This window comes from Streptomyces sp. HUAS TT11 (assembly GCF_051553595.1).
Lineage (GTDB): Bacteria > Actinomycetota > Actinomycetes > Streptomycetales > Streptomycetaceae > Streptomyces.
The window spans coordinates 1828345-1846640 of sequence record NZ_CP196184.1 but is presented as its reverse complement, the minus strand read 5'-3'; the positions used below and the strand labels follow the sequence as shown (position 1 = coordinate 1846640).

Genomic DNA, 18296 nt, shown 5'->3' with positions numbered 1-18296 from the left:
GTGACACCGGATGCGGTCGGCTCGCCCGGGGGCCGGGACGCAGCAGCCCGCGACCGCCGGACCGTCCCACGGCGGGGGAGGCCCCATCGGTCTCGAACGTACGGGCGGCATCACCGCCGAGCGGGGGATCTTGGCAGCTCGACCTCACCGCCTGCCCGTGAACGGACATGCATAGGTGCAGGGAAACAACACGGAGGTGCAACACGGTGTCAAGCAACGACTCGACGGGTGCGGCGGGCGGCAGGCCGCGATCCGAAGTGTGGAAGACCGCGGTGACGACGCTCCAGGACGTGAAGCCGCCCTTCATCCCGGAGGACGCCTCGGGGATGACCATCCTGGTCGAATGGCCTCCTGGTGACCCGGGCACCCCTGCGCACCGCCACTCGGGGCCGGCCTTCGGGTACGTACTCGAAGGCGAGATGCGCTTCGAGCTGGAAGGCGAGCCGGAACGTGTGGTCAGGGCCGGTGAGACCTTCTGGGAACCGGGCGGCGACGTCATCCACTACCAGGACGGCAATGCCCGGACGGACGCGCGGTGCCGGTTTGTGGTGACCATGCTGTGTGCGCCCGGCCAGCCGATGCTGACGGTGGTCGACGAGGAGGAGCTGGCACAGCGGGCCCATCTGCGTGCCCCCCGCGCCGCGCACTGATCTGCGCTGTTCCGCCCAGGCAGGCGGCCTGCCACCGACACGGCCCGGCTCCGTGGCAGGGCACACCCGCGCCCTGTCGCGGTGCCGGGTGACATCGGCGTGCCGACCCGCCGGTCACTCGACGAAGTACGAGTCGTGCTCGTCGAAGAACCTCGCGCGCTCCTCGTCCGTTGCCTGTGCCAGTTGTGCGAGCCCTTCGAAGTACGCCTCACGCGGCGCCCCCGGCGTGAAGAGCAGAAGCATCTCGGCCGGGGCGTCGGAGTCGTTGCGGAAGGCATGCAGGCCGCCCTGCGGCACGTGCAGGAAATCGCCCCGCTGCGCGTCGACCCACTCGGCGCCGTCGAACAGCCGCACCGTGCCGTCGAGGATGAAGAAGGACTCCGAGATCGTCTTGTGGAAGTGGGTCCTGGGACCACCCGACCTCGCGCTCATCTCGACCCGGTACAGCCCGAACTCACCTCGCGTGGTGGTCGTGGTCGCCAGGTAGTGAATGGCGTCCTGGCCTGCGGTGCCGAGATCCGGCGGAGTGCTCGCCGGCCGGAAACGCGCGTTGATCTCGCCGTCTTCGCCCGTGTACACCTGCTCGGGGTACGACATGCACATCATCCCTTCCCTGTCGCGTCGCGACGCATTGACGGGACATGCGCGGCCCGCAGCCGTGGCCGCCGCGGGCGGGCCGCCCGGGCCCGCCCGCCGCACACCCCACAGGAGAGACCGATCAGCCCGCACATGTGTGACACCTCGACGGCCGCGGTCTCGCTGCGGCGGGGTGCCGCCGATGCCCCTCAGGCGGGGGGCTGGAGAGGCCGCCGGTATCGGCCGGCCGGCCGGAGGAACGCGGCCACCGCTGCGGCGAACTGCTCCGGACGCTCGACGTGCCCCAGATGCCCGGTCTCGGTCAGGACCACGAGCTCCGCTCCGGGCACGGCCTCGTGGATCATCCGTGCCCAACGCCGGCCGCAGATGAAGTCCGTGTCCCCGACCAGGACGAGCGTGGGCGCCGTGATGCCGGGCAGGTCCTCCCGCACGTCGAAGGGCGGGCCCTCGCCCGCCGAGGGTGCGGCGTACATGCGCAGGCCCTGGCGAGCGGGGCCGAACTCCTCCTCACGACCCCAGTAGTCGAAGAAGTAGGTGGGAGCGATGGCGCGCAGCACCGCTGTCGCGCCGTCGTCGGTCAGTCGGTCGAGCCGCGCGGTGAGCCCGGCGACGTAGGTGGCCACCTCGGGGTGCCCGGCCGCGTGGCGCCGGGCGAACCGCTCCATGTTGGCGACCGCGGACGCCCAGAACTCCTCGCCCGTCACCGGAGAGGTGTCGTAAAGGATCAGGGAGGCGACCCGCGCGGGATGGTCGAGCGCGTACCGCTGGGCGACGAACCCGCCGTGCGAGTGGCCGAGCAGGGCGACCTCGGGCTGCGCGAGGTGCTCGATCACCGCGTGCAGGAAGTGGGTGTAGGCGGCCAGGTTGTAGCCCCGCGGGTCGGGCAGCCGGCCGGACGCACCGGTACCGACGGGCTCGATGTACACCATGGTCAGGTGCCGCTCGAGCAGGGGCATGCGCAGATAGTCCCAGCCGATGCCGGGCCCCCCGGAGTGGGCGATGCACACCGGCCCCGTGCCGGCGACGTGGTAGCGCTGCTCGATGAGGGAGGACCCGTACCGTACGGCGACCGTGTGCGTGCCGGGACTCAGCGGCGATCCGGGGTCCGTCGCGGGGGAGGGAAGAGGAGTTGACTCAGGCGAGAGGTTCACAGTCACCAGATAGTGTGCCAACGGCCGCCCATTCTCAAGACACTGTGAATTGTGTTGCACCGATGCGGACTGCTTCAGGGGAGCGCGCGCTGCCGCCTCCCCGTCGAAATCCCCTGTTCAGATGGGTACTTCCCCGCGCCCGTAATGGAGCGCCGGAACGTGGTGCATCGGCTGAGCGTCACACGGTTTTGGCCGTCGGTGTGGGCTCGGACAGCAGATGGTCACATGTTTGATAGGCTGATCACAGCGTTCCGGAGGCCGATGGACACTCCCCCGTGACAGGCGTCCGGAACGCACCCCCTGCGATGAGAGCCCGCAGGTGCAGCGCCCGGGCGCCACACGATCCCCCGATGGGTGGCGCCCGGGACCGTGCGGTGTCCGGCCACGGCCCCGGGCACCGTCGCCCGCCGCGAGAGATCGTCGGCCCCGTGCGCCGATGGGCCGCCGGGGACGTTCCGCCACAGCCTCCCCAGGTGTCACGGAATCGTCCGCCGAGCGTGGAGAGGAAGATCACGCCAGGTGGATGCGGTCTTGGCCATGCCCGTGTCACGCGGTACGGTCTGTCCGATATCGACGACGGTACGACGGAAGCCGGTGGAAATCCGGCACGGTCGCGCCACTGTATGCCGGGCACCCCTGGGAGCCCGGTGAGTCAGACCCGTGGCCGTCGTCCTGTGCACCACCGAGATGGGACGCGAACTCCCAGAGGAGGCCCTGCCATGGCGCAGTCCGTCGCCCAGCCGACAGCCACCACCCCCGTCGTTCCCGCCACGCTGCCGCTGAAGGCGATAGCTCCCTGGGCGGTGTTCTTCGGCATCCTGATGCTGATCCTGCTCTACTTCGTCGGCGCCGAGCAGGGCGCCACCTCCGTGTTCAACGGCACGGACGTCCACGAGTGGGTGCACGACGCCCGCCACCTGCTCGGCTTCCCCTGCCACTGACGCGAGGGACGCCGTACCCCATGAACTCCGCAACCGTAAGGAATCTTCTCGTGCGGGGCATGCTCGCCGGCCTGGCCGCCGGCGTGCTCGCCCTCGTCGTCGCCTATTTCCTCGGCGAGCCGAACGTGGACAGTGCGATCGGCTTCGAGGACGCCCACTCCCATGAGCACGAGATGGAAGTCGTCTCCCGTTCCCTGCAGTCCACCGCCGGTCTCGCCACCGGTGTCCTGGTCTACGGGGTGGCCTTCGGCGGCATCGGGGCGCTCGCCTTCTGTTTCGCGCTGGGCCGTGCAGGCCGTTTCAGCCCCCGGGCGACCGCCCTGCTGCTGTCCGGTTGTGCGCTGCTCGCCGTGTACGTCGTTCCGTTCCTGAAGTACCCGGCGAACCCGCCGTCGGTCGGCGACCCCGACACCATCGGCAAGCGGACGACCCTGTACTTCCTGATGATGGTGCTCAGCGTGCTCCTCGCGGTCGGCGCCACCGTCCTGGGCAAGCGGCTCGCACCCTCACTGGGCACGTGGTACGCCACCGTCATGGCGGTGGCCGCGTTCGCCGTCGCGATCGGCCTGGCGTACGCCTTCCTGCCGGTCGTCAACGAGGTGCCCAAGGACTTCCCGGCCACGCTGCTGTGGCGGTTCCGGCTCTCCGCACTGGCCATGCAGATCGTCCTCTGGGGCGGATTCGGTCTGGTCTTCGGCGAGTTGGCCCAGCGGTTGCTGAACCCGAAGCCCGCGGGGGCCACGTCGGGGCGGGCGGTTCCGGCCGCTCACTGACACCGCCGGACAGCACGACAGGGCCCCGAGGCACCGCCTCGGGGCCCTGTCGTGCTGTCCGGCACCGGCGCGCACGGCAGCACGGCACTATGCGGCGTCCGGCCCCGCCAGCGTCCGGCCCAGCCGCAGGTTCCAGCGTCCGGCCCGGCCGCTGAGCTCGGTCGCCGTCAGCGGAGGGACGTCGAGGCGCCAGAACGCCGTCAGCGGCAGGTCCAGTGCCCGGACGACGGCCGCCCGTACGACCTCCGGCTCGACCACGGCGAGCGTACGGCCGGCCGTCTCCCGGGCGGTGGCCAGCCAGCGGCCGACCCGTGCGCACAGGTCCTGCACCGACTCGCCCCCGTGGGGCGCGCAGGCGGGGTCGGTCAGCCAGCGGGCCACCTCCTCCGGCTCGGTGGCCCCCAGTTCATCGAGGGTGCGGCCTCGCCAGCGACCCGCATCGAGACCGGCCAACTCCGGTGTCGCCACGCCGTCCAGGCCCAGCGCAGCGGCCGTCTCCCGGCAGCGCACGCCGGGCGAGACGAGCACACGGACCGCCGAGGGCAGCGCCCCTGCCGCCGAGCGGGCCTGTTCCGCCCCGCCGTCGTCGATCGAGCAGCCGTCGTCGAAGCGGGCCTGCCGCAGTGATGCGCTCATGGCGGGGGAGACGAAGAACAATCGGCTGGTCACGCTCGCTCCTGCTGCTGTCATCGGGTGCGGGACTGTATTGGGTACGGCCCATGCGGTCACCGGAGAACGTCGCTCCCGGGCCGTCCACCGGCCACAGGGCGAGCCCTGCCTTCGGCGTCCGTGCTCTCGCAGATGTGGCAGCCAGGACCGATGGGTGCCGCGGCACGGGTCCGGCCGGCGTGATCCTCCCGGCGTGGGACCGTCCCGCCGGACGGACGGCTCACACATCACCCGGCGGACCGCGCATCACGCGCGGGCGGCGCCGGTGACGGCACGGTCAGCCGCGAGGGCTGCTGATCCGCTCGGGCTGGATCACATAGATCACCCGGACCTGGTCGCGGCCGCCGAACCAGGGGTAGGGGCCGCCGAGGTACTTCTGTGCGAGCGACTCGATGTGTTCGGATGCCCCCTCGGTCGTCACACGCACCACACGGCCGCGGATCTGGATGTAGGAGGCCGGCTCGGCGGGGTCCGCGACAGCGACGGCGACACGCGGATCGCGCGCGATGTTCCGGGTCTTCTGATGCGTCTCGACACTGTTGACCAGGACGTGTTCGCCATCGGTGTCGACCCATGTCTGAGTGAGCTGGGGCGATCCGTCGGGCATGGTCGTGGCGATGTAGCAGGTGATGGGGCGGCGCAGCAGCGCCACCACGTCCTCGCCGAGGGCTACGGGCACGGGGTCCTCCGGAGTCGGTTCGGTACATGCAGGGGCCACGCTAACCACGGCGGGAGACGCGGCCCTCCCCGGGCCCGGTATCGCGGGTGCCCGCGCCGAAGCAGCGACTCCCGCCGCCGGCTCGGGCCCCGGGCTCAGACCACCGACCGCCAGGCGTCGGCGAGGGAGCGGACGGACGCGAACCGGTCCTGAGGAAGGCGTGCGGTGGCCGTGGTGACGACCTCCAGCTGCTCAGGCGTCCCGCGCCACTGCTTCTCGTCGTCCCCGGCGTCCAGCAGCAGGCGCAGTGCCCGGCCCAGGGTGAACACGGTGGTACGGAGGTCGATTCGCGCTCCGCGCACGAACTCCTCCGGCGCCATGTAGCGCGTCGACCCCGGCAACCGGTCCGCGTCCAGGACGAACGGCCCCCGCCGGTACTCGTCCAGGTCGCACAGCACCATGCGATGCTCGTCGAAGTCGTACAGCATGGAGCCGTCGTAGAGGTCGACCGCGACGAATCCGGCCGCCCCCACGGCGAGATGGGCGTCGAGGACGGCGTCGAGAGCGGCATGAACACGGGGAAGCGGCAGCGCTCTGAAGCGCACCGTCGGACTTCCGGGAGCCGTGCGACCCCCATGGCGCGAGCGGGTCGGACGGTAGAGGACCTCGCCGCTCGTCCACGGGTGGACGAGCACGAGGCCGTCGTCGGTGGTGAAGGAGTGCACCAGCGGGACGACGGCCGGATGCGAGACGCTGCGGTGCAGCGACACCGCGCGCCGCAGCGACGAGACCCCCTCGGGGGTCGTGGCGGTCTTCACGAACCAACGCCGTCCGTCCGCCAGTAGCCCGTACGACACACAGCCCGAGTCCTGTTCGTCGAACCTCCGGAACACGGTGCCCGACCGGTCGAGGAGGGGGGCGAGTCGCGCCGCGTGCGTGACGTTCCGAAACGGGTGCGTCGTCATCTCGTGCATCATGCCGGTCAAGGGCCCCGAGCGGGAGGCCGCAGCACCCGAGCCCGCGTCGCCTCACCCCGCCGTACCTCCTCGGACGGCGGCGCGTGGTGGCACGGCCGGCCTACTTCACGGCGCTGACGGCCGATTCGATGACCTGGGCGACCGGCTCCGGGTCGGAGACGAGAGTGAGGTGCGAGCCGCCCTGGAACGTGGTGACCTTCGAGCCGGCCCGCCGGGCCATCCTCATCTCCGACTCGGGCGTGATGATCCGGTCCCCGCTGCTGATGAAGTACCAGGAGGGGATGGTCTTCCATGCCGCGTACTTGGAGGGGGTGCTGAACGCGGCGCTCGAGGCGGCTCGTTGCGAGGCCCAGAGTTCCGTGGCCTGTTGCACCGGCAGGCTGCCGGCGAAGCTCTTGAGGAAGACGTCCTTCTTGAGATAGAGATTGGCGGCCCCGGCCGGGGCATCGGCGTAGGGCACCGAGTCGAACAGCGTGCTCGCCGGTGCGTTGAGGGCGGATGTGGAACCGCTCAGCGAACCGGTGGTCTCCCCGACGGCGGGAGCGGCGGCGTCGACGTAGACGAGTGCCTTCACGTTCCCGCTCTGGGCCGCGGCGTTGGTGATCACCGAGCCGCCGTAGGAATGGCCCACCAGGACGACGGGGCCGGGAATGCTCCGCAGGAAGCCGGCGACCGTGCGCGCGTCACTGGTCAGGCCCAGCAGCGGGTTGGCGATGGAACGGACGGCGTACCCCTTGCGCCGCAGAATCCGGAGTTCGCCGCTCCAGCTCGATGTGTCCGCCCAGGCGCCGTGCACCAGCACCACGGTGGGCTTGCCGCTCTTCGCCGCCGGTGAACCGGTGAGCTGCGCGGCGGCCCCGGTACCGCCGCCGATCGTCAGGGCGGTGGCCGCGAAAGCGGCGGTGGACGCGCACAGTGCGATCCGTATCAGGCGTCGTCGTGATCCGAAGACATGCATGGGCGGCGGCTCTCCTTCGGTCTCCTGCTCCACCTCGGCGCACCCGCGTCGTAGCGCATTCCGCGGCCGGGCTTCACATCGGCCCCTGCCGCGACACTAAGTGCCCGACGGTGCGGAAGGCTCTCTGCGATGGGCCGGGCGGGTGACGCCCCGGGCCGGACCCGTGGGCGCCGTGGATCACGTCCGCGCCGGTCACGCCCTACGGGGGATGCCGACTCAGTTGCCGGCCCCCGGCGTCACCAGCCCCGATTCGTACGCCACGATGACCAGCTGCGCCCGGTCCCGTGCCCTCAGCTTCCCCATGATCCGGCTGACGTGGGTCTTGGCGGTCAGCGGGCTCAGCCCCAAGGACTCGGCGATCTCGGTGTTGTTCAGCCCGCGTGCGACAAGAGTGAGCACCTCGCGTTCACGGTCGGACAGGCATTCGGGTCCACCCGTCGTGGGCGCGACGGGACTGCGGCGGAAGCGGGCGATCAGCCGGGCCGTCGGCCCCGGTGACAGCAGTGCCTCACCGGCCACCACCGTGCGGACGGCGTCGAGGAGTTCGGCGGGCCTGGTGTCCTTCACCAGGAAGCCGGAGGCACCGGCGCGCAGCGCCTCCACGATGTTCTCGTCGGTGTCGTAGGTGGTGAGGACGAGCACCTTCACCCCGGCCAGGTCCTCGTCGGCGGCGATCAGCCGGGTCGCCTCGATGCCGTCCAGGTCGGGCATGCGGATGTCCATCACGACCACGTCGGCACGTGCCTCGCGGGCCAGCTGCACCGCCTGCCTGCCCGTGCCCGCCTGTCCGACGACCTCCATGTCGCGGGCCGACTCGACGAGCATGGCGAACGCGGCGCGGACCAGGGTCTGATCGTCCGCGAGAAGCACACGGATGCTCATCCGGCCCCTTCCGGAGTGGCGGCGGTGGTCATGAGCGGCAGGACGGCGGCCACCTCGAAGCCCCCCTGCGCCCGTGGCCCGGCGTCGATGGTGCCACCCACGCTGCGGGCCCGCTCCCGCATGCCGACGAGCCCGTGGCCCGGGACTCCGCCGGGGGTGGGCCCGGTGCCGTCGTCGGTCACGGACAGGTGCAGGGCGCCGTCCTTCTCTTGGAGGTCGACACGGACGACCGGTTCCGGACCCGCGTGCCGAACGACATTGGTCAGCGCCTCCTGCACGATGCGGTACGCGGCGGCACCCACGGCGGGCGGGACATGGTGGATCCGGACGGTCTGCTGGACTCGGGCGCCGGCGAGCCGAGCCGCGCCCACGAGGTCGGTGACGCCGTCGACGCCGGGCAACGGTCCGCGCGCCTCGCCCTCCGCGCCCTGCTCGCGCAGCACATCGAGGGTGGTGCGCAGTTCACCGCGCGCCGTGCGGCAGGTCTCGGCGATGTCGTCCAGTGCCCGGGCGATCGCCTCGCGGTCGAGCCGCTCGGGATCGGCGGCCAGCACATGGACGGCCACGGAGGTCTGCACCCCGATCACGGTGATGCTGTGCGCCAGCAGGTCGTGCAGATCACGTGCGATCCGCACCCGCTCCTCGGCGACCCGCCGGCGCGCCTCCTCCTCGCGGGTGCGTTCGGCGCGCTCCGCGCGTTCGACGATCGAGGCGACGTACTGACGGTAGTAGCGGACGTCGACACCGAGGAAGAGCACCGCGATCACCCAGCCGGAGACGCGCAGGAGCCCGAGGGCCTGATGGGCGTTCACCGTGAGCATCACGCTCACCACGATCCCGAGGACTGCCGTGCCCGTCAGGATCGTGCGCAGGGGACGGCCGGTGACCGCGACCGTGTACAGGGCGACGAACGAGGCGGGGAGCGGCGCGCCGTGGTTGTTGTCCAGGGCGTGGTACGGCGCGACGAGCGCCACTACCGCCGCCAGCACCAGCAGCGGACGGCGCCGCCGCCACACGATCGGCACGTGGGCGGCGAGCAGCAGCGTCCAGCCGAGCGCGTCGGGGCGGCGGGCCAGGTCGGTGAACAGACCGAGGCACACGGCGGAGACGGCGAGTGCCACGGCGAGCAGCGCGTCGTTGCGCATGCCGTGCGGAGCGGTCCTCGGGTCCCGGTTGAGCACGGCGATGATGCGCTCGCCCCGGCGGGGCCGTACCGCTGTCGTGATTGCCTGCACGGGCTCATCCTCCGCCATGCGGGTGCCCCTCCGGGAGGGAGGGGCACCGGTCGGTCAGTGCGAGGAGGCCGTCACGGGTTGCGGCTCCTTCGGCGGAGCCGGCCGCTCGGGCTCGCGCGAGAGCCGGCCGGGCCACCACACCCTCCGCCGCAGCAGCATGCTCGCCGTCGTCACCAGGAACGTACGGACAAGGAACGTGTCGAGGAGCACGCCGACCGCGATCACGAAGCCCAGTTCGACCAGGCCCACCAGCGGCAGCGTGGTGAGGACGGCGAACGTCGCGGCGAGGACGACGCCCGCGGAGGCGATGACCCCTCCGGTGGTGCGCAGGGCCGTGAGCGCAGCCCTCTGCGGTTCCGCGCCCGCCAGGGACTCCTCGCGCATGCGGTGCATCAGGAAGATGCCGTAGTCCACGCCGAGGGCGACCAGGAAGACGAAGGAGAGCAGACCCAGCCCCGGATCCGTCCCCTCGAAGCCGAGCAGGGGGTGGAACACCAGCCCGCCGATGCCGAGCGCCGCGCCCCACACCGCGACCACCGCGACCAGCAGCATCAGCGGTGCCACGAGGCTGCGCAACAGCCCCACGAGGATGACGAACACGGCGGCGAGGACGAGCGGTACGACGACCCGGCGGTCCCGCGCCTGGCTGTCGGCGAGATCGAGCTGCTGCGCGCTGGGCCCGCCGACATAGGCGCCGTAGGACCGGTCGAGGCCGGCGCGCAGTGCCTCGATCGTGCGGGTCTCACCGGGTGTCTCGGGGGCGGCGTCGGCGTGGACGGAGATCTCGGTCCAGCCGCCGCCGCTGCGGCCGGCGGTCGCGTCGGCGATCCCGTCCGTAGAACGGACCTTGTCCAGCACGGCCGAGGCACGGTCGGCCGGGGCGACGACGGTGATCGGCTGGCTGCTGCGCTCGGGGTAGGCGCGGGCCAGCGTCTGCATGGCGGAGATCGACTCGGGCCTCTCGGTGAAGGAGTCCGCCTGCCTGAGGCTCCCGGGCAGGTTGAGCGTGCCCAGGGCGAGAGCGCCGAGCAGCACGGCCCCGCCGACCAGCACGATGCGGGGGCGGCGTGCCGTCAGGGAGCCCACAGCGGTGAACAACGAACGGCGGGACTGCGGTGCGCTGCCGAAGGCGGGGATCAGGGGCCAGAAGACACGGCGCCCGAGCAGGACGAGCAGGGCGGGCAGCAACGTGGTCATCGCGACGAGTGCCGACAGCACACCCACCATGGCGACGGGACCCATGCCGCTGCTGCTGTTGAGGTCGGCGGCGAGCAGGCACAGCAGCCCCGCCGCCACGGTGCCGGACGAGGCGAGGATCGCCGGACCGCAGCCGCGCAGCGCGGCACGCACGGCGTCGTACGGCCGCTCGTGGCGGCGCAGTTCCTCGCGGTAGCGGGAGATGAGCAGCAGCGCGTAGTCGGTACCCGCACCCAGCACGAGGACGGTCATCACCCCGCCGCTCTGACCGCTGATGGTGATGCCGAAGGCCTCGTGGAGACCGTACGCGCCGGCCATCGCCATGCCCGCGGCGGCCCCGGCGACGCCCAGCGGCACCAGCCACAGGAACGGGCTGCGGTAGATGAGGATCAGCAGCACGGTGACGACACCGAGCGTCGCGTACAGCAGGGTGCCGTCGAGCGAGCCGAACACCTTGCTCATGTCGGTGGTGAGGGCCCCGGGCCCGCCGACCTCGACGCTGAGTCCGCCGGTGTCGCGCGCAAGGTCGCGGACGCCGTCCACGAAGGCGTTGCGTGCGTCCTCGTCCTGGCCGGGCTGAGTGCTGGACACCGCGTACATCACGGTGCCGCCGTCCTGCGACCGGATCGGCTTCGGCCTGCCCGTCAGTTCGTACGTCGTCCCGATCTCGGACACCTGGTCGGCGGCCCGCTGCCGGTCGGCCGCGGTGAGCCCGCCGTCGCGGTGGTAGACGAGGAGGAGATCGGTCGACTCGCCGCCCGGCAACGCGTTCTGGACACGGGCCACCCGGGTCGAGTCCGCGCTGTCGGGCAGATAGTCGACGGCCCCGTTCTGCTGGGCTCCGGAGAACTTCCCCGCGAACGGCCCGGCCAGCAGGAAGAGGACCAGCCACAGCCCGAGCACCACCCATGGCACGGCTCGTGGCCGTCGTCCGCCCCGCTTCGTGATCGCTGCCGCCCCCATGTCTCGGGCTCCCTCCGCCGTGGTATCCGGGTGTGTTCCCAGACTTCCGGCAGCCGGGCGGCACGTCGTCGAGCCTGAGGGCGAGTCGAGGGGTACTGCGTGGGGCGGTGTGCGGCCCGGGCTACTCCCCGGGGAGTACCGCGACACGGGCACGGCCCCACCCGGTGGGCACCGTGTTCGCCGGCTCCTTCGGTGACCGCCGTCGCCCGACGCTCCGCCGGCCCTTGTTTGGCCGGATCGGCCGCTGCATCGAGGCGTCTTCGAGGATACGTTTGCACCCGCAGACCGGATCGGCGTTTCGCCCACCAGAAGGACGGACTGCACGTGGCAGATGCGAAGGACTTATGGGGTGCCGGTGATCCGGTGGACCTCGCCGGTCTCGGCGACGACTTCACCCGCGATCCCTACCCGGTCTACGCGGCACTGCGCGCCAAGGGGCCGGTGCACCGGGTGCGGATACCCGAGGGCGCGGACGCATGGCTCGTCGTGGGGCACGAGGCGGGGCGCGCCGCGCTGGCGGACCCGAGCCTGTCCAAGGAATGGTCCCGGGCCTCCCCGGACCTCGGTGTGTCGAACATCGCCGCCGGCCGGCACATGCTGAACTCCGATCCGCCGCACCACACCCGACTGCGCAGACTGGTCGCCAAGGAGTTCACGCCGGCCCGGGTGCGGTCCCTCGAGCCACGGGTGCAGGAGATCACCGACGGGCTTCTGGACGCCGCGCTGGCCCGCCCCGGCGGGCGGGCCGACCTGGTCGAAGTGCTGTCGTTCCCGCTGCCCATCGCCGTCATCTGCGAGCTCATCGGCGTTCCGTCCCTGGATCGCGAGGCGTTCCGCCGATGGTCCAACACCGCCCTGACGTCCCGGGACGCGAATGAACGGATGGCCATGGCGGCCGCGGCGAGCGAGTACCTCGCCGGCTTGATCGCCCGCAAACAGCAGGACCCGCAGGACGACCTGCTCAGCGCCTTGATCCGGGTCACGGACGAGGACGGCGACCGGCTGTCGGCCGGTGAACTGCTGGGCACCGTCTGGCTGCTCCTGGTCGCCGGACACGAGACGACCGTCAATCTCGTCTCGAACGGTGTACTGGCCCTGCTGACCCACCCTCGACAACTCGCGGCCCTGCGCGCCGATCCCTCACTGCTCGAGAACGCGATCGAGGAGATGCTGCGCTACGACGGGCCGGTGGAGACACCGACCTACCGCTTCACCACCACGCCCGTCGAGGTCGGCGGCACGGTGATACCGGGCGGTGGGGAACTGGTGCTTGTGGCTCTGGCCGACGCCGACCGTGACCCGGCGCGCTTCCCCGGCGGCGAGCGCTTCGACATCCGGCGTGACGCACGCGGGCACCTGGCCTTCGGACACGGAGTCCACTACTGCCTGGGTGCGCCACTGGCACGACTGGAGGGGCGGATCGCGATCGGCACCCTGCTGCGGCGCTGCCCCGCCCTCGCGCTCGACGCCGATCCCGCCACGATCACCTGGCGGGGCGGCATGCTCATCAGGGGACCGGAGCGGCTGCCCGTCCGGTTGCGCTGACAGAAGACGCGGGGCGCCGTGGCCCGGGCCGTCCTCCGTGGGCCCGCTTCGGAAGCTTCCCGGGCCGGAGGCGGGTTCCGCGCACCCTCCCTGCGAACGGTGCGTTTCCTCGGCCCCGACGCTGCGGGCGCACGCACTCTCCGGGTCGGCCGGCCGAGTGCAGCGGTGTTCAGGCCCTGAGCCCCTCGATCGCTACGGGAAGGTGGCGAGGGCCGCGCAGCACGGCGTTGGCACGGTACGGCGGGGGGTCCTCGAGCAGCCGGGACAACGTGACCCGGCGGAACAGTTCGGGCACCGCCGAATACAGTTCGATACGGGCGAGAGGGGCGCCGAAGCAGTAGTGGATGCCGGTGTAGAAGCCCAGGTGCTCGTTGTCCTCGCGGTCGGGGACGAACCGGTCGGGGTCCCTGAAGCGTTGGGGGTCGCGGTTGGCCGCGGCCAGCATGAGCCAGACCGGCGAGCCCCTGGGGATCGTGGTGTCGGCGACGTCGATGTCGGCCAGGGCGGTGGTCCACGGGACGAACTGGACGGGGGGCTCGTACCGCAGCACTTCCTCGATGAGCGGGACGGCCAGGTCCGGGTCCTTCCGGAACCGGTCGAGGACGTCGGGGTGGCGCAGCAGGGTGAGGGTCGTATTGGTGATCGCGTTGACGGTGGTCTCGTGGCCGGCGACCAGAAGCAGTACCGCGGTGGCCTCCAGGTCCTCCGGTGTCATGTCGGGGGCGAGCGCGCCGAGTATCCCGGGACCGGGGTGGCGGCGTCTTGCCTCGATCAGGTCGGCCAGGTAGGCGCCCAGGTCCTGGCGCGCCTGCTGCCCCTTTTTCCCGCCTTCCTCGCCGGCCTGCGGATCGAGTGACGATGCCAGGGCGTCGGCCCAGCCGTGGAAGCGCGGTTCGTCCTCGCGCGGCACGCCGAGGACCTTGCAGATGGCGGTGACGGGAAGGGGGTAGGCGAAGTCGTCGACGATGTCGACCTGGTCCTTGCCTTCGAAGGAGTCGAGCAGTTCGGTGACGACCTCGGCCAGGTCTCCGCGAAGGTCGTCGAGGAATCCGGGGCTGTGCGGGGGGCCGAACGGCCGGTTGACGGTGGTGCGCAGCCGGTCGTGGACCGGTGGATCCGTGAAGATGAAGCTCGGCGGCAGGCCGGTGTCCTCCGCTTCCGCCGTGCGGGCGCGGCCCGGTGGACGGTTGCGCGTGTCGTTGCTCAGCCGCGGGTCGTTGGCGAGGCTCCGCACCTCGTGGTAGGTGCTGACCAGGTAGGTGCCGTCGTCCTCCCGCCGGACCGGTGTCCTGCGCAGTTCCGCGTAGAGCGGGTACGGATCGGCTCGATTGGCGTAGTCGGTGATCTGCGCGGAGATGGTGCCGGACGTCATGGCGTCTCCTCTGGGCTCCGACGGCACGGGGCCGGTGATCAGGCATGGGCGGAACGAACTCGACACACGGTTCGCTCCGGCTGAGATCGGCTCCAGGCCTCGTCGGGAGCCCGCCGGCCGCGGTGGCCGCAGGCTCCTCAGGCCCTCCGCGCTCGGTCCGTACGATCAGCCGGCAGGCCTCCTCTTCAGCATCGCCCCCTGCGGAGCGGGTCCGCAAGGCGAGTCCGGGGCGGCCTCCACCGCCGCACGCACGCCTGCTCGATGAAGACGAACGTCCGCCACGCGCGGCTCCACGCCGGCCGCGACCTCGCACCGCGTCGACCCCGGCCTCGGGGCGATGGCCGCGGGCGGTCGTCACGGGAGCCGCCGCGCGCCTGCGCCCGGGGCGCTCCCGGTCGTCGGCCACGGCGGCCGTCCCCGGCACATCCGGGATCTCCCGGCGTCCGCCCGGATCTGGTCGACTGATCGTCGACGGGAACGATCGGCGAGGCAAAGGACCAGGGACTCCGTGAACACACCTGACTTCATCGACTGCTGTCGCACCCCCGAACTGGGCGTCGTGCGCACCCTGTACGAGTCGCACCACGACATGGAGTCGCTGCAGCAGTGTGCCTCCTGCGGAACGTACTGGTTCCACCGCTTCCACGAGCGCGTCGACTGGACGACCGGCGACGACGACCTGACGACGTGGTTCACCGCGCTGACCGACGAAGAAGGGGCGAGGCTACGGATCATGACGGGGCGTCAGGAGGAGGGTCTGTCCTTCCTGGCCGCGCGCCCGAGCTGGATGGACGACAACGACGGCGTGCGTCGTGTCGACGGTGCGCCCGACCGTCCGTGGTCCTGAGCCGTGGGCCGTGGCGCGGCCGGCGCTCGTGGATCTGCGGCCCGCCTCGTGGTCACTGCGCGGATCGGTGGCGTCCGCTGTCCCAGATTTCACTGGAACGGGCTTGTAGAGAAAGCAGTCCCGTTCTAGTCTCGATCTCGAGGCAACCAGGGGGAGGGCGGGATGGGAACGGATTCGAGCCGGGCGGACACGCGGATGATGGGGATCGTGCACGGTGCACTGTGCCGTGACCTGGATCGTGCTCGTACGGTGCTGACCGCCGAGCCGTATCCGGAACACCGGCGGGCGCGCGCACTGGGCGAGCACGTCGTGTGGCTGATGGAGGTTCTGCACGCGCACCACACCGGCGAGGACGAGGGCCTGTGGCCGTTGGTCCGTGAGCGCGACCCGGCGGCGATTGCGCTCCTGGACTCGCTGGACGCCGACCACCGCCGGATCGAGCCGGCGGCCGGGGCGCTGACGGTCGCCGCCCGGCGGTACGCGGGATCGGCCACCGACGACTCACGTGTCGAACTCCTCGCGGCACTCGACGCGTTGACCGCCGTGCTCGTACCGCACCTGGAGCGCGAGGTGGAGCAGGGCATGCCGGTCGTGTCGGCGAACCTCTCCCAGGCCGACTGGCGTGCCTGGGACCAGAAGTACAACGTGAAGCCCAAGTCCTTCGGGCAGTTGGGGTTGGAAGGGCACTGGCTGCTCGACGGCCTCGACCCCGAGGGGTACCGGCTCGTGGTCCACCTCGTGCCGCCGCTGCCGCGGTTCGTCCTGCTGCACGGCTTCGCCCGGGCCTACCGCCGCCGGGTGGCGGCCTGGTGGCGACCGCAGCTCCCGGCGCAGAGTGTCGTGGAGCGCTGATGGCGGCGGAGCAGGCGCCTCGGGCGCGACGTCAGTACCGCTCACCACGCCGCGAACAGCAGGCCGGGGAGACACGGGCGGCGGTGCTCGCCGCGGCCGTGCGCCTGTTCGCGGAACGCGGCTGGGCGGCGACCGGGATGCGTGACGTCGCCCGCGAGGCGGGTGTCTCGGTCGAGACGGTGTACGCGGGATTCCGGTCGAAGAGCGATCTGCTGATGGCGGCCCTGGACGTCGCCGTGGTCGGCGACGCGGAGCCGGAGGCGCTGGCGGAGCGGCCCGAGTTCGCCCTGCTCGGCTCAGGGACCCGGCAGGAGCGGATCGCGGCGGCCGCCCGGCTGGTCACCGCCATCCACGAGCGGACCGCGGGTGTGCATCTCGCACTCCGTGAGGCGGCGGCCTCGAACGGCGATCTGGCCCAGAGGCTGCGTGACAACCAGCAGCGCAGGCGGATCAGCATCGAGCAGGGCATGACCCGGGTCGCGGGGCGTGAGGTGACCGTCGAGGAGCGCGACGGGGCGTGGGCGGTCCTCGGCGTCGAGGTCTACCACCTGCTCACGGGCATCTCGGGCTGGACGCCGCAGCAGTACGAGGAGTGGGCGGCCGGTGTCATCGACCGGCTGCTCGACACATGACACCGATGGGCGTGGGCTCGAGGGGGGAGTACGGGGTGGGCGGTATCGAAGAGAGCCGGAGTGTGGCCCGGACATGCCGGACGGAGGTGATCGTCGACGCGCCGGCCGAGGCCGTCTGGCGTGTCGTCGAGGACGTCACCCGGACCAGTGAGTGGAGTCATGAATGCCACCGGGTCGTCTGGCTGCGCGGGGCGACCGCGGCGGCGCCCGGAGTGCGGTTCCGCGGGCACAACCGGGCCGGGCGGCTGCGGTGGAGCCGGGCCTGCGAGATCATCGCGCTCGAGGCCCCGCACCTCATCACGTGGCGCACCGTCCCGACCCCGCTGTTCCCCGACAGCACGGACTGGACCATCGCTCTGGAGCCGGTCGGCACCGGGACCCGGGTGGTGCAGACCTACCGGATGAGAAGCACGCCGCGTTGGTTCCGCTGGGTCGTGGGGCGGCTCGTGCAGACCCATGTCGACCGCAGCGGTGCGCTCACCGAGGACCTGCGCCGGCTCGGGGCGATCGCCGCCCGCGACCCGCAGGGCGCTGTGACGCGACGCTGAAAGAGCGTGTCGTGGTGACCGGGGGGCGGCACGACACGGAGTTGAGGGCGGCCCGGCCGTGATGCGGGGGCATCGCGGCCGGGCCGCCCGCGTCGGCGTGGCCTCTTCCGGCGGCCGGTGGAGGGGCCGGTGGCCGCTCGGCACGGCCCGGGCGCTGCCGTCGGTGCCGCCGGCCTCCGCACGGCGCGGTCCGCCGCCGATACGGCCTCGGCTGCGCCTCGACGACATTGCGGCCCCCGTGCGGTCCGACCCGGCCGGCACCCGGGTGCAGTGACCCGTCGCGGTCGCACCGCTCGGCCGCCGGACCCCCGCACCGGTCCGGTGTGCAGCGTCTGCTGCCGCCGGTTCGCCGACCCGGCCGGGCGCGCCCGCAGCCCCGAGGAGGGCCGGTCGCGCCGGAGCCGGATTCAGCCGACCGCCCTGCCCGGCGCAGCCATGCCCGTGCGGCGCGGATCGCCGCCGAACTGCGCGAACGCGGCGCGGGGTTCGTCCGCGCACGGGAACGGCGCGCGACGGCATCGCCCACGAGCGGGAAGCGGCCGGGTTCGGGGCCGCTCACCCCAATGGTGCCTTGGGGCCCCTGGCCCGGTCGCCGATATTCGGGCACGGGGCGCGAGGGCTTGCCGTCTCCCTGGTGATCCGCCGGCGAACGAAGGCACCGCATGGGACGGGCCTCGGCCCTCCCCCGAAGCGGTCGAATGCCTCGGGCCGTTGTGGACCCGGCACGAATCCGTGTCGCCCTCGAGTGCGGCGATGAGCCCGCCTCCTGGGACCTCCGGTCTGCGGCACCAATGCTCACCTAACCATCATGGTGAGGTTGACAGGTTAAGTCTCATCCGCTTGGATCTA

18 protein-coding genes and 1 riboswitch are annotated in these 18296 nt (G+C 71.8%); of the genes, 8 read left to right on the top strand and 10 right to left on the bottom strand.

Going from position 1 to position 18296, the window contains the following annotated elements; translation table 11 throughout:
* Positions 1-257: 257 nt before the first annotated feature.
* Complete coding sequence (locus ACSHXN_RS08470; RefSeq protein ID WP_355134136.1) at positions 258-650, top strand: cupin domain-containing protein; 393 nt, start codon at positions 258-260, stop codon at positions 648-650.
* Positions 651-764: 114 nt separating this feature from the next.
* On the opposite strand, the gene ACSHXN_RS08465 is transcribed toward ACSHXN_RS08470, so the two are convergent.
* Together ACSHXN_RS08465 and ACSHXN_RS08460 are read right to left on the bottom strand one after the other, a co-directional pair.
* Positions 765-1253, bottom strand: a complete 489-nt coding sequence (locus ACSHXN_RS08465) for a cupin domain-containing protein (RefSeq protein WP_355133944.1) — start codon at positions 1251-1253, stop codon at positions 765-767.
* Between the two features lie 182 nt (positions 1254-1435).
* Positions 1436-2398: an alpha/beta fold hydrolase gene (locus ACSHXN_RS08460; protein WP_438302872.1), complete on the bottom strand. Its 963-nt coding sequence runs from the start codon at positions 2396-2398 to the stop codon at positions 1436-1438.
* Positions 2399-2958: 560 nt separating this feature from the next.
* Positions 2959-3081: riboswitch (cobalamin riboswitch) on the top strand.
* 36 nt (positions 3082-3117) lie between these two features.
* On the opposite strand from ACSHXN_RS08460, the gene ACSHXN_RS08455 reads away from it, so the two are divergent.
* Together ACSHXN_RS08455 and ACSHXN_RS08450 are read left to right on the top strand one after the other, a co-directional pair.
* Entirely contained in the window at positions 3118-3339 is a 222-nt protein-coding gene (locus tag ACSHXN_RS08455) for a CbtB domain-containing protein (RefSeq protein ID WP_355133940.1), read from the top strand.
* Positions 3340-3359: 20 nt separating this feature from the next.
* Entirely contained in the window at positions 3360-4112 is a 753-nt protein-coding gene (locus ACSHXN_RS08450) for a CbtA family protein (protein WP_438302871.1), read from the top strand.
* 87 nt (positions 4113-4199) lie between these two features.
* Here ACSHXN_RS08450 and ACSHXN_RS08445 read toward each other — a convergent pair whose 3' ends face one another.
* From ACSHXN_RS08445 to ACSHXN_RS08415, 7 genes are all read right to left on the bottom strand, one after another.
* Complete coding sequence (locus ACSHXN_RS08445) at positions 4200-4781, bottom strand: histidine phosphatase family protein (protein WP_355133936.1); 582 nt, start codon at positions 4779-4781, stop codon at positions 4200-4202.
* Between the two features lie 277 nt (positions 4782-5058).
* Complete coding sequence (locus tag ACSHXN_RS08440; RefSeq protein ID WP_438302870.1) at positions 5059-5460, bottom strand: PPOX class F420-dependent oxidoreductase; 402 nt, start codon at positions 5458-5460, stop codon at positions 5059-5061.
* 134 nt (positions 5461-5594) lie between these two features.
* Positions 5595-6404 carry a serine/threonine protein kinase gene (locus ACSHXN_RS08435; protein ID WP_438302869.1) on the bottom strand — a complete coding sequence of 270 codons (810 nt, stop codon included), beginning with the start codon at positions 6402-6404 and terminating at the stop codon, positions 5595-5597.
* A 112-nt stretch (positions 6405-6516) separates the two neighbouring features.
* A complete protein-coding gene (locus ACSHXN_RS08430; protein WP_355133930.1) occupies positions 6517-7374 on the bottom strand; it encodes an alpha/beta hydrolase in 858 nt (285 codons plus the stop codon).
* Between the two features lie 216 nt (positions 7375-7590).
* Positions 7591-8256 (bottom strand): response regulator transcription factor, encoded by a 666-nt coding sequence (locus ACSHXN_RS08425; RefSeq protein ID WP_355133928.1) that lies wholly within the window; start codon positions 8254-8256, stop codon positions 7591-7593.
* Positions 8253-9509: a sensor histidine kinase gene (locus ACSHXN_RS08420; RefSeq protein WP_355133926.1), complete on the bottom strand. Its 1257-nt coding sequence runs from the start codon at positions 9507-9509 to the stop codon at positions 8253-8255. Before ACSHXN_RS08420 ends, ACSHXN_RS08425 begins: the two co-directional genes overlap by 4 nt.
* 36 nt (positions 9510-9545) lie before the next feature.
* Entirely contained in the window at positions 9546-11651 is a 2106-nt protein-coding gene (locus tag ACSHXN_RS08415) for an MMPL family transporter (RefSeq protein ID WP_355133924.1), read from the bottom strand.
* 324 nt (positions 11652-11975) lie between these two features.
* On the opposite strand from ACSHXN_RS08415, the gene ACSHXN_RS08410 reads away from it, so the two are divergent.
* Positions 11976-13196, top strand: a complete 1221-nt coding sequence (locus ACSHXN_RS08410) for a cytochrome P450 family protein (RefSeq protein ID WP_355133922.1) — start codon at positions 11976-11978, stop codon at positions 13194-13196.
* A 169-nt stretch (positions 13197-13365) separates the two neighbouring features.
* Here ACSHXN_RS08410 and ACSHXN_RS08405 read toward each other — a convergent pair whose 3' ends face one another.
* Positions 13366-14568 (bottom strand): cytochrome P450, encoded by a 1203-nt coding sequence (locus ACSHXN_RS08405; RefSeq protein WP_355805417.1) that lies wholly within the window; start codon positions 14566-14568, stop codon positions 13366-13368.
* 508 nt (positions 14569-15076) lie between these two features.
* Here ACSHXN_RS08405 and ACSHXN_RS08400 point away from each other — a divergent pair.
* From ACSHXN_RS08400 to ACSHXN_RS08385, 4 genes are all read left to right on the top strand, one after another.
* Positions 15077-15415, top strand: coding sequence for a hypothetical protein (locus tag ACSHXN_RS08400; RefSeq protein WP_355133918.1), 339 nt, complete (start codon positions 15077-15079; stop codon positions 15413-15415).
* 162 nt (positions 15416-15577) lie between these two features.
* Complete coding sequence (locus ACSHXN_RS08395; protein ID WP_355133916.1) at positions 15578-16267, top strand: hemerythrin domain-containing protein; 690 nt, start codon at positions 15578-15580, stop codon at positions 16265-16267.
* Positions 16267-16899: a TetR/AcrR family transcriptional regulator gene (locus tag ACSHXN_RS08390; protein ID WP_355133914.1), complete on the top strand. Its 633-nt coding sequence runs from the start codon at positions 16267-16269 to the stop codon at positions 16897-16899. The genes ACSHXN_RS08395 and ACSHXN_RS08390 overlap by 1 nt, the downstream gene beginning before the upstream one ends.
* On the top strand, positions 16896-17447 hold the full coding sequence (locus ACSHXN_RS08385; protein ID WP_438302868.1) for an SRPBCC family protein: 552 nt from the start codon (positions 16896-16898) through the stop codon (positions 17445-17447). Before ACSHXN_RS08390 ends, ACSHXN_RS08385 begins: the two co-directional genes overlap by 4 nt.
* The last annotated feature ends 849 nt before the right edge of the window (positions 17448-18296 follow it).